The sequence below is a fragment of the Bradyrhizobium sp. SZCCHNR1015 genome (genome assembly GCF_032489875.1).
GTDB lineage: Bacteria > Pseudomonadota > Alphaproteobacteria > Rhizobiales > Xanthobacteraceae > Bradyrhizobium.
The window spans coordinates 105014-115861 of sequence record NZ_JAUEYW010000017.1 but is presented as its reverse complement, the minus strand read 5'-3'; the positions used below and the strand labels follow the sequence as shown (position 1 = coordinate 115861).

Here is a 10848-nt window from a genome sequence, read left to right as displayed (position 1 = left end):
ACGTCCTTCAGTTCAGCAGCACGCGGTTCTTCGACAGGAACAGGCGGCGGCCGCTGGAATCGCCTTCGAGCACGAGGTCCCACTGGCCCGGCGCGATCGCCTCCGCGGTGCCTCGATAGATGCCGCCGCCGATCTCGGCCAGCGCGACCTCCTGGTCGGCGCGCTTGTCGGCCGGACGCTCGAGCCGGCCCTGGAAGGTCAGGCCAGACAGCGGATTGCCGCTCGCATCGCGTGCGTTGACCTGCACCACCGCCGCGCCGCCTGCGCCGCGCTCGATATGCGCCTCGACCTGCCAGCGCCGCGCCTCCTGGGCGCGCGCCGCCGCGATCTCGTTCTCGTAGCCGAGGCTGGCGCTGTAGGCGCTGTCGACCTCGGTGCCTGGCAGGGTCGAGATCGCCGCCGTCATCATGTAGACGTTGACGCCGATCACCGTCCCGAAGAAGGCGAGAAGCATCGCGAGCACCATGCCTCCGGTCAGCTGGAAGGAAGGATTGGAACGGCTGGCCATTGACGGGCTCCCTTGCTCTACGGGCTGACGAAATTGTCGGTGGCGGAGGCGACGACGCCGAGACCGATATCCGTCACATGGAACTTCACCGGAATCGACTTCTCGGGATTGCTCTCTTCGGGCGCGGTCACCAGCAGGCGCAGCTCCTCGGTCTGGTCGCGTCCGATCACGATCATCGGCCGGTCCGGGGTCACGGAATCGGCGCCGACGACGTGGACGGCGGCGTTGGCCGGCCCTTCGATGTCGATGGCGATGACGCGATCGAAGCCGTGCTTGTTGAGGACGCGCACCGTATAGGCATTGCGGATCGAGCCGTCGGACAGCTTGATCGCGATCGGGTTGCGATCGTGCAGCACGTTGACCTCGAGCAGCGACCGGGTCGCGAGCTTGTAGACCATGGCACCGCCGACCACGGCGATGATCGCGGCATAGACAATGGTCCGCGGGCGCACGAGCTTGTAGATCGGCGGCTTGCCTTCCTGTCGGCGATGAATGTTGATGTCGTTGTCATAGCCGATCAGCCGCGTCGGGCGGCCGATCTTGGTCATGACGGTATCGCAGGCGTCGATGCAGAGGCCGCACTGGATGCAGTCCATCTGGGCGCCGTCGCGGATGTCGATGCCGGTCGGGCACACCGCCACGCATTGCTTGCAATCGATGCAGTCGCCGGCAGGCTGGCCGAGCGCGCGCAATTCGGCGGCCTTCTTGACCGACATGCGGCTCTCGCCGCGGTCATAGCGGTAGGTGACGTTGAGCGCCCATTCGTCGGTCAGCGCCGCCTGGATGCGCGGCCACGGGCACATATAAACGCAGACCTGCTCGCGCATGAAGCCGGCGAGCGTGTAGGTCGTCGCGGTCAGGATCGCGATCCAGACATAGGCCAGCATCGGCCCCTGGAAGGTGACGAGATCCTTCACGAGCGTAGGCGCATCGCTGAAATACAGCACCCAGGCGCCGCCGGTCCACCACGCGATCATCAGCCAGATCGAATGCTTGAGCACGAGCTCCGAAATCCGCTCCAGCTTCATCGGGTCGCCGGAGGCATCCTTCTTCATGCGCTCCCGACGGTCGCCCTCGATCAGGCGCTCGACGGCATAGAACAGGTCGGTCCACACTGTCTGCGGGCACAGATAGCCGCACCAGATGCGGCCGCCGATCGCGTTCATCAGGAACAGGCCGATGGCGGCGATGATCAGGAGGCCGGTGAAGTAGTACACCTCCTGCGGCCACAGCTCGATGAAGAAGAAATAGAAGCGGTGGTTCGGGAAGTCGATCAGCACCGCCTGGTCGGGCGCGCCGAGGCCGCGATTCCAGCGCACGAACGGCAGGAAATAATAGACGCCGAGACAGAAGCCCATCAGGCCCCATTTGATCCGGCGGAAAGTGCCCGAGACGCTCTGCGGATAGACCTTCTTGTGCGCAGCATAGAGCGGACCGTAATCGTCCACCTGTTGCAGATCTTGGGGCTGCAGGTCGTCCGGTTTTACCGTCTGGTTCATGGCTGGCGGATCATGGCTGGGGTCTTCTCGCAGTTGCGGCCGAAGGTATGTCCACCTCCGGCCGCTCAGTTGATCCAGCTCAATTGAAGGGAAAGTTCCGTTGGATTTCCGTTACTTTCCGCCGCCCAGCGAGTGGACATAGACCGCCATCGCCTTGATCGTGGTCGGGTCGAGACGGCCCTCCCAGGCCGGCATGACACCGGCGCGACCGTTGGTGATGGTCTCGATCAAGGTCGCCTCGTCGGAGCCGTACAGCCAGATCTTGTCCGTGAGGTTCGGCGCGCCGAGCTCCGGATTGCCCTTGGCGTTGTCGCCATGGCAGGCCGCGCAGTTCTCGGCGAAGATCTTGGCGCCGGCCTTGGCGTCATAGCCCGGCCGGGTCGGCAGGCCCGCCAGCTCGCGGACATAGTTGGCGACCGTGATGATTTCCGCCGGCTTCAGGACACCGTCCTTGCCGAAGGCGAGCATCTGGCCCTCGCGGGTCTTCGGGTGCCCCGAGCGCACGCCGTACAGCAGGGTCTGCTGGATCTGCTCCAGCGAGCCGCCCCACAGCCAGTCGTCGTCGTTCAGGTTCGGGAAGCCCTTCGCACCGGCCGCGCCGGTACCGTGGCAGGCGGCGCAGTTGTCGCCGAACACGGTCTTGCCCTTGGCACGCGCCAGGGCAAGCATCGCCGGATCCTTCTCGATGTCGGCGAGCGAGGCCGTCGCGAGCGCGGCCATCTTGGCGCCGCGGATCTTCTCGAGATTGGCAAGCTCGACCGCCACGTCCGCACGGGACGAGTAGCCGAACATGCCTTGCGTGTTGCTGGAGATCAGCGGCCAGGCCGGATACACGATCCAGTAGCCGATCGCCCAGACGATGGTGATGTAGAAGGTGATCACCCACCACCGCGGCAGCGGGGTGTTGAGCTCCTTGATGCCGTCCCAGACGTGGCCGGTCGTGGCCGTGCCCGTGACGCTGTCAACTTCGTTGTGGTCAGCCATGATGAATTACTCCTCCCGCAACGGCATGCTCGCCGCCTCGTCGAAAGCGGCCTTGTTGCGAGGCCAGAGGGCATAGGTCACGATCGCGAGGAAAATCGCGACGAAGATCGGGGTCCACAGCGTCGTCACGAGTGACGACGCGATGTTTTCCACTGCAATGATGGGCTTCATGATGCTCGCCTCTCGATCTCAGCGCAGATTGGCTTTTTCGTTGTAGATCTTGAAGTCCACCAGCGTGCCGAGCATCTGCAAGTAGGCCACCAGCGCATCCATTTCAGTCGGCGCACCCGCCTTGCCGTCGAAGTTGCGCACCACCGCCTTCGGATAGCGCTTGACCAGCGCCTCCGCGCCGGCACCGTCCGGATCGACCTGCGCCTTGAGGTCGGCGGCGGCGTTGGCGATCTGGTCGTCGGTGTAGGGCACCCCAACCATCCGCAGCGTCTTCAGATGGTCGGCGATGTTGTCCGCGTCGAGCTCGGTCTCCTTCAGGAAGGGATAGCCGGGCATGATCGACTGCGGAACGATGGCGCGCGGGTTGGTCAGATGGGTGACATGCCAATCGTCGGAGTACTTGTTGCCGACGCGGGCGAGGTCAGGCCCCGTGCGCTTGGAGCCCCACTGGAACGGGTGGTCGTACATGCTCTCCGCGGCGAGCGAGAAGTGGCCGTAACGCTCCACTTCGTCGCGCAGCGGACGAATCATCTGCGAGTGGCAGAGATAGCACCCCTCGCGGACATAGATGTTGCGGCCGGCCAGCTCGAGCGGCGTGTAGGGCCTGACGCCGTCGACCGCCTCGATCGTGCTCTTCAAGTAGAAGAGCGGAGTGATCTCGACGAGGCCGCCGATCGCGACCACCAGCAGGATGCCGATGACCAGGATGATCGAGTTCTTCTCGAAGACTTGGTGTCGTTGCCAGAAAGACATGATTGGTTACCTCACTCCGCCGGCTGAAGGGCGACGGGCGACTGAACTTCTTCCTCACCGACACGGACCGTCATCCAGAGATTGTAGGCCATGATCAGCGAGCCGATGACGAACAGTGCACCGCCGGCTGCGCGGATGATGTAGAAGGGATGCATCGCCTCGACGGTCTCGATGAACGAGTACTCGAGGAAGCCGAGCGCCGTGTAGGACCGCCACATCAGACCCTGCAGGATGCCCGAGACCCACATCGCGGAGATGTAGAGCACGATGCCGAGCGTGGCCGTCCAGAAGTGCCAGTTCACGAGCTTGAGGCTGTAGAGACCCTTGCGGTTCCAGATCCACGGCACCATGCAGTACAATGCGCCGAAGGACACGAAGCCGACCCAGCCGAGCGCACCGGAGTGCACGTGACCGATGGTCCAGTCGGTGTAGTGGCTGAGCGAGTTGACAACCTTGATCGACATCATCGGACCTTCGAAGGTCGACATGCCGTAGAAGGCGACCGACACGACCAGCATGCGCAGCACGGGGTCAGTCCGCAGCTTGTCCCATGCGCCCGACAGCGTCATCAGGCCGTTGATCATGCCGCCCCAGGAGGGCATCCACAGCATGATCGAGAAGGTCATGCCGAGGGTCTGCGTCCAGTCCGGCAGCGCCGTGTAGTGCAGGTGGTGCGGGCCGGCCCAGATATAGAGGAAGATCAGCGCCCAGAAGTGGATGATCGACAGCCGGTAGGAATAGACCGGACGCTCCGCCCGCTTCGGGATGAAGTAGTACATGATGGCGAGGAAGCCGGCGGTCAGGAAGAAGCCGACCGCGTTGTGGCCGTACCACCACTGGAACATCGCGTCCTGTATGCCGCCCCAGGCGATGTAGGACTTGGAGCCGAACAGCGACACCGGCAGCGACGGATTGTTGCCGAGATGCAGCATCGCGATCGTGACGATGAAGGCAAGGTAGAACCAGTTCGCCACGTAGATGTGCGGCTCCTTGCGCTTGATGACCGTCACCAGGAACACCAGGAGATAGACCACCCAGACGATGGTGAGCCACAGGTCGGAGTACCACTCCGGCTCGGCATATTCCTTCGACTGCGTAACGCCGAGCAGATAGCCCGTGCCGGCGATCACGATGAAGAAGTTGTAGCCCAGCACCACGAACCACGGCGCGAGGTCGCCGGCCAGACGGGTCCGACAGGTCCGCTGCACGACGTAGAACGAGGTCGCGATCAGCACGTTGCCGCCGAAGGCGAAGATGACCGCCGAGGTGTGCAGCGGGCGCAGGCGACCGAAGCTGATCCATTGCAGATCGAAGTTCAGCGCCGGCCATGCCAATTGCGAGGCAATGATGAGACCGACGGTGAAGCCGGCAATGCCCCAGAACATCGCCATGATCGCGCCGAGCTTGATCGGACCGAGATTGTAGTTCGGTCGGCCATTGATCTCCTGCGGCGGCAGCTCGCCGCGCTCGAAGTAGCGGTTGAGGATGAAGAAGACGGACGCCGCGCTGGCGGCAGCCGCGAGCGAGGCGTGGAACGCGAAGGCCGTATCCAGTGCCTTCGCCGCAGCGAAGACGCACAGGAAGGCGGTGACGGCAAAAGTGAGCGACAAGCCACTTTCGCCGATGGTCATGGATTTTGTGGATGAGGACGCGCTCATGCGGAATCTCGCTGAAAGAACACGAGCCCAGCAACCACAATCGTTCACACGTGGAATTGATCGAAATCAACTTTGCGACCGGCTCGCCGTAAAGACTGGGAATGTTGCAGAACCAGCCGGAGGGAACCAGGACCGCGGCAGAGTACGATCCCGGCGATGCATGATCCGATGCACAGAGCCAGAGAGGCCCGCACGCGGCACACGTGCGGGCCTCAACTCCCAGACGTTGGCACAAGGCCTGAGATCAGGTCTTCAGATCAGGTCCTCGCGATCATTCCTTGGCGGCGGCGGCCAGAGCCCTGACGATATCCTCGCGGGCGACGATCCCGACGACCCTGTTGTCGCCGTCGGTCACGGGCAGGCTGCGGATACGATGCTCGACCATCAGTTGCAGCACGCGCGTCAGCTTCGTATCCGGCCGGACATAGATGAACTCGGACGTCATCACGTCGGCGACCGTCCGGTTCATCAGGTCCGTATAGCGCGGCAGCATCTGATTTGGCGTGAAGGCAAAGCATTTCAGCACGTCGAACTTGGTGACGATGCCGATCACCTCGTCGTTCTCGACGACGGGGTAGGTGTTGAAATCGTCGCGGTCGAACATCTCGCCGAGCTCGCGGATCGTCGTCTCCCGGGTCACGGTCGTGACGTTCCGCGTCATGTAGTTGCCGGCGGTTTCCTCGAGAAATCTGTACAAGGCGGCAATCCTGTTCTCGAATGAAGCGGGTCGAATTTCAGTGCGACAGCAGAACGCAACGCTCGCTGCGCGTCATCAGATGCTCGGTGACCCCGCCGAGCACGAGCTCGCGGAATCGGGAATGGCCATAGGCGCCCGCCACGACGAGACCGGCCGAAACATCGGCGGCGACGGCGTCGAGCGTAGCCGCAACGTTGCGCCCCGGCCCCGGTTCCGCGATGCGTGCCGATGCGACGATCTTGTGACGGCCGAGCCATGCGACAACGTCCGCAAGACGCGCCTCGCAGGCGTCATATTCCGATGTGTTCTCCGGGATCTCGGCGACCACGACGCCGCTCGCCGTGGCGAGCAGCGGCAGGGCATCGGCCAAAGCGCGGCGCGCCTCCGGTGTCTCCTTCCAGGCCACCAGCACGGTCCCGAGATCGAGGCTGCTGACGTTGTCCGGCACCACGAGCAGCGGGCGCCCGGCCTGCATGACAAGATCCTTGGGATTGGCCACCGCGAACGCATCGGACACCCCGGGCGGCACGCCGCCGGTGACGAGAATGTCGGCGGCACGGGCCTGCGCCAGCACGTAGCGCGCGGGGAAATCCACGGCGCTGCGCCAGCTCAACGACGCAGCCCGGTCACCCACTGCGGTGCGGAACTCCTGCTCGAGCTCGGCCAGTCGATTCCGCAGCGCGGCCTCACCCTGCTCGATCAGATCCTGCGCCTGCTCGCCGGTCGTGAAGTACAGCGGCGGCGCGAATTCCGCGGCCGCAACGCCGATGACAGCTGCGTCAAAGCGCGCCGCCAGGTCGGCCGCGACCCGAAGGCGGGCCTCATTCGGCTGACTGAGCGCAAGGCTCACCATGACAGTCGCGAACGTCATCCCGCCTCTCCAAACATTGCTTCCATGCAACTCTTAGAGGTGAAATCGCCTGCCGTGATGAGATAGATCAAGGTGCGGCGCGGGAGCATGGACGGCAGGACACCGTTGCAACCCGACCCAGGATCGGAGAAAGCCTTGAATTGTCGAACCAAAGTTTAAGTCGGCCCGGGTTGCAACGGCGCAATCTGGTATAGGATACCGCGGTGGTCGGCCTCCCGGCTGCGGCGGTAACGGCGAATCGGATAACGGCGAATCGATCAAAGGCTTAGAATTGCGCGACTTCACCCACCCCTTCCCGGATGCATCCGCCAGGCCCGAGGACGCTCCCGAGGACGCTCGGAGGCTGGGCTTCGGCGCGTGGGATCTCGATCTGGCCTCGGGCGAGTTCTACTGGTCGGTGACGACGCGGAAGCTGTTCGGCGTGGCGGCCGATCAGCCGGTGACCTACGGCTCCTTCCTGGCGCTGCTCGCGCCCGAGGATCGCGCGCCGGTCGAGGCGGCGATCGAGGATTCGCGCCATCGGAGCACCGGATTCGACATGTCGTTCAAGGTGTCCGGCGGCGGGCACTGGATTCGCGTGCTCGCCGGCGTGGTCGCCGACGAGGCCGGCACGCCGCATCATCTGCGCGGCATCGCCCTCGACATCGACCAGGAGAAGCGGCTGGAGGAGACGCTGCGGCTGCGCGAGCAGCATTTCCGCTCGATCCTGGACACCGTGCCGGACGCGATGATCGTGATCGACGGCAGCGGCACGATCCAGTTCTTCAGCTCCGCGGCGGAGCGGATGTTCGGCCTCACCGAGGCAGAAGCGGTCGGCCTCGACGTCAGCGAATTGATGCCCGATCCGGACCGCTCGCGCCATGCCGGCTACCTCACCCGCTACCATGCCAGCCGCGAGCGCCGTATCATCGGCATCGGCCGCATCGTGACCGGCCGCCGCCGCGACGGCACGACGTTCCCGATGCATCTGTCGATCGGCGAGATGCAGTCCGGCGGCAAGCCCTATTTCACCGGCTTCGCCCATGATCTCACCGAGCATCAGCAGACCCAGGCACGGCTGCGCGAACTGCAGTCGGAGCTGGTCCACGTGTCGCGCCTCAGCGCCATGGGCGAGATGGCCTCGGCGCTGGCCCATGAGCTGAACCAGCCGCTCGCCGCGATCAGCAATTACATGAAAGGCTCGCGCCGGCTGCTGGCCGGCAGCAGCGATCCGAACACGCCCAAGATCGAGAGCGCGATGGAGCGCGCCGCCGAGCAGGCGATTCGCGCCGGCCAGATCATCCGCCGTCTGCGCGACTTCGTCTCGCGCGGCGAATCGGAGAAGCGGGTCGAGAGCCTGTCGAAGCTGATCGAGGAAGCCGGCGCGCTCGGCCTTTCCGGCGCCCGCGAGCAGAACGTCCAGCTGCGCTTCCAACTCAATCCGGATGCCGATCTCGTGCTCGCCGACCGGGTCCAGATTCAGCAGGTCCTGGTCAATCTGTTCCGCAATGGGCTCGAGGCGATGTCTCATTCCGCACGCCGCGAGCTCAGTGCGACGAATCGCAAGATCAGCGACGACTTGATCGAGGTTGCGGTGTCCGATACCGGAACGGGATTCCACGACGACGTCATGCCCAACCTCTTCAAGACCTTCTTCACCACCAAGGACACCGGAATGGGAGTCGGCCTCTCGATCAGCCGGTCCATCATCGAGGCCCATGGCGGGCGCATGTGGGCCGAGAACAACGAAGCGGGCGGCGCGACGTTCCGCTTCACCCTGCCGGCTGCCCCAACCAAGGTTGAGCACGATGGCTGAACAGGCCAAGGTCTATGTGATCGACGACGACGAGGCGATGCGGGACTCGCTGAACTTCCTGCTCGATTCATCAGGCTTTGACGTCACGCTGTTCGAGAACGCGGAGGTCTTCCTCGGCCGACTGCCGATGCTCCCTTTCGGCTGCGTCGTCTCGGACGTGCGGATGCCCGGCATCGATGGCATCGAGCTGCTCAAGCGCATGAAGGCCGCCGGCAGCAGCTTTCCGATCCTGGTGATGACCGGCCATGGCGATGTGCCGCTCGCGGTCGAAGCGATGAAGCTCGGCGCGATCGATTTTCTGGAGAAGCCGTTCGAGGACGAGCGACTGGTCGCCATGATCGAAACGGCAATCCAGCAGGCCGAGCCGGCCGCGAAGAACGAATCGGTCACGCAGGACATCCTGGCGCGCGTCGCCAGCCTGAGCCCCCGGGAGCGCCAAGTGATGGATGGGCTGATGGCCGGCCTCTCCAACAAGCTGATCGCGCGCGAATACGACATCAGCCCGCGCACCATCGAGGTCTACAGGGCCAACGTGATGACCAAGATGGGAGCGAACAGCCTCTCCGAGCTGGTGCGTCTGGCGATGCGCGCAGGCGCGCTGAAGGATTGAGCTAGATCAAGCTACCTTGACAGAATCGAGTGTTATGTTGTGCCTCGGTTCAACATCACATTCTCGCGGCACGTGCGATGTCGGCTCACACAAAACTCACGGTCTACGTGGCCGACGACGATGCTGATGTCCTCGGCTCGCTGCGCTTTCTGCTGGAGGCCGACGGCTTCGACGTGCGCACGTTTCGCAGCGGCACCGCGCTGCTCAAGGCGTCCGACCATGCGACCGTCGACTGCTTCGTGGTCGACTACAAGATGCCGGAGATCAACGGGGTCGAGCTCGCCGAACGGTTGCGTCAGCAGGGAGCCACCGCTCCGGTGGTGCTGATCACCGGCCATTACGATGACCGGCTTGCGGCGCGTGCGGCGGCCGTCGGGATCCAGGATTTCCTGCTCAAGCCGCTGCTCGACGACAACCTGGTGAAGCGGATCCGCAAGGCGATCGCCAACGACCATTCCGGTACCGCCCAGCGCGTCGTCTGACCCGGCCGGCCTACGTACATCTACGTAAGGGACCCCCCTTAAGATAACGGCCGAAATGTCCTTAACGGGAGCCGCAATGTACCACATCGCCATCCGCCGCAAGGAGATGGTCATGCTCAATCAGTCGATTACCCACCCGGTCGTCACCACCAACGCCCCCCACGCCGTCCCCTCTGCTGTCGTCCCTTCTCCTGCCGCCAATCCCTTTGCCGAGATCACCGGTCATGCCGGGCTGATCGCCAGCGAGTTCTCCTACAAGAAGGACGAGGAGATCTATGGCGAGGACGAGCCGGCCGAGTACGTCTACCAGGTGATCTCCGGCGCCGTTCGCAGCTACAAGCTGCTCTCCGACGGCCGCCGCCAGATCGGCGCCTTCCATCTTCCCGGTGACGTTTTCGGCCTCGAATTCGGCTCGATGCACCGTCTCGCCGCCGAAGCCATCATCGACACCACCGTGCGCCTGGTGAAGCGCCGCAGCCTCGAACAGGCCGCAGGTGTCGACGTCGCGGTCGCCCGCAAGCTCTGGACCATGACGGCCGGCGATCTCCGCCATGCCGAGGACCACATGCTGCTGCTGGGCCGCAAGACCGCGATGGAGCGCGTCGCGACCTTCCTGCTCGAGATGGACCGCCGCCTCGCCGTCGCCGGCATGATGGCGCTGCCGATGTGCCGCCGCGATATCGGCGACTATCTCGGCCTGACCCTGGAGACCGTGTCGCGCGCGCTGTCGCAGTTGCACAGCCAGGGCGTTCTCGGTTTCTCCGGTGCCCGCCAGATCGTGCTGCGCAACCGCCAGCGCCTGCGCAGCATGGACGCCTGA

The 10848-nt window shown here is 64.3% G+C and carries 12 protein-coding genes; 4 read left to right on the top strand and 8 right to left on the bottom strand.

Annotation, left to right across the window (positions count from 1 at the left end; all coding sequences use genetic code 11):
• Positions 1–7: 7 nt before the first annotated feature.
• The 8 genes from QX128_RS27355 to QX128_RS27320 all read right to left on the bottom strand — a co-directional run bounded on the left by QX128_RS27355 (position 8) and on the right by QX128_RS27320 (position 7141).
• The gene (locus QX128_RS27355) at positions 8–508 is read right to left on the bottom strand and encodes a FixH family protein (protein WP_316218366.1); all 501 of its coding nucleotides are present in this window, start codon (positions 506–508) and stop codon (positions 8–10) included.
• Positions 509–525: 17 nt separating this feature from the next.
• Positions 526–2007 (bottom strand): cytochrome c oxidase accessory protein CcoG, encoded by a 1482-nt coding sequence (ccoG, locus tag QX128_RS27350; RefSeq protein WP_316183543.1) that lies wholly within the window; start codon positions 2005–2007, stop codon positions 526–528.
• 111 nt (positions 2008–2118) lie between these two features.
• A complete protein-coding gene (gene ccoP / locus QX128_RS27345) occupies positions 2119–2991 on the bottom strand; it encodes a cytochrome-c oxidase, cbb3-type subunit III (RefSeq protein WP_315802498.1) in 873 nt (290 codons plus the stop codon).
• A 6-nt stretch (positions 2992–2997) separates the two neighbouring features.
• The gene (locus QX128_RS27340) at positions 2998–3162 is read right to left on the bottom strand and encodes a cbb3-type cytochrome c oxidase subunit 3 (protein WP_315802497.1); all 165 of its coding nucleotides are present in this window, start codon (positions 3160–3162) and stop codon (positions 2998–3000) included.
• 18 nt (positions 3163–3180) lie between these two features.
• Positions 3181–3915: a cytochrome-c oxidase, cbb3-type subunit II gene (gene ccoO, locus QX128_RS27335; RefSeq protein ID WP_315802496.1), complete on the bottom strand. Its 735-nt coding sequence runs from the start codon at positions 3913–3915 to the stop codon at positions 3181–3183.
• An 11-nt stretch (positions 3916–3926) separates the two neighbouring features.
• On the bottom strand, positions 3927–5573 hold the full coding sequence (gene ccoN, locus QX128_RS27330) for a cytochrome-c oxidase, cbb3-type subunit I (RefSeq protein WP_315802495.1): 1647 nt from the start codon (positions 5571–5573) through the stop codon (positions 3927–3929).
• Between the two features lie 271 nt (positions 5574–5844).
• Positions 5845–6270 carry an HPP family protein gene (locus tag QX128_RS27325; RefSeq protein ID WP_315802494.1) on the bottom strand — a complete coding sequence of 142 codons (426 nt, stop codon included), beginning with the start codon at positions 6268–6270 and terminating at the stop codon, positions 5845–5847.
• Positions 6271–6307: 37 nt separating this feature from the next.
• A complete protein-coding gene (locus tag QX128_RS27320; RefSeq protein ID WP_316239026.1) occupies positions 6308–7141 on the bottom strand; it encodes a universal stress protein in 834 nt (277 codons plus the stop codon).
• 271 nt (positions 7142–7412) lie between these two features.
• Between QX128_RS27320 and fixL the strand changes: the two genes are divergently transcribed.
• From fixL to QX128_RS27300, 4 genes are all read left to right on the top strand, one after another.
• Positions 7413–8936, top strand: coding sequence for a sensor protein FixL (gene fixL / locus QX128_RS27315; protein WP_410053186.1), 1524 nt, complete (start codon positions 7413–7415; stop codon positions 8934–8936).
• On the top strand, positions 8929–9546 hold the full coding sequence (gene fixJ, locus QX128_RS27310; protein ID WP_315802492.1) for a response regulator FixJ: 618 nt from the start codon (positions 8929–8931) through the stop codon (positions 9544–9546). The genes fixL and fixJ overlap by 8 nt, the downstream gene beginning before the upstream one ends.
• A 77-nt stretch (positions 9547–9623) precedes the next feature.
• Positions 9624–10028 carry a response regulator gene (locus QX128_RS27305; RefSeq protein ID WP_316183541.1) on the top strand — a complete coding sequence of 135 codons (405 nt, stop codon included), beginning with the start codon at positions 9624–9626 and terminating at the stop codon, positions 10026–10028.
• Positions 10029–10140: 112 nt separating this feature from the next.
• Positions 10141–10848: a helix-turn-helix domain-containing protein gene (locus tag QX128_RS27300; RefSeq protein ID WP_315802551.1), complete on the top strand. Its 708-nt coding sequence runs from the start codon at positions 10141–10143 to the stop codon at positions 10846–10848.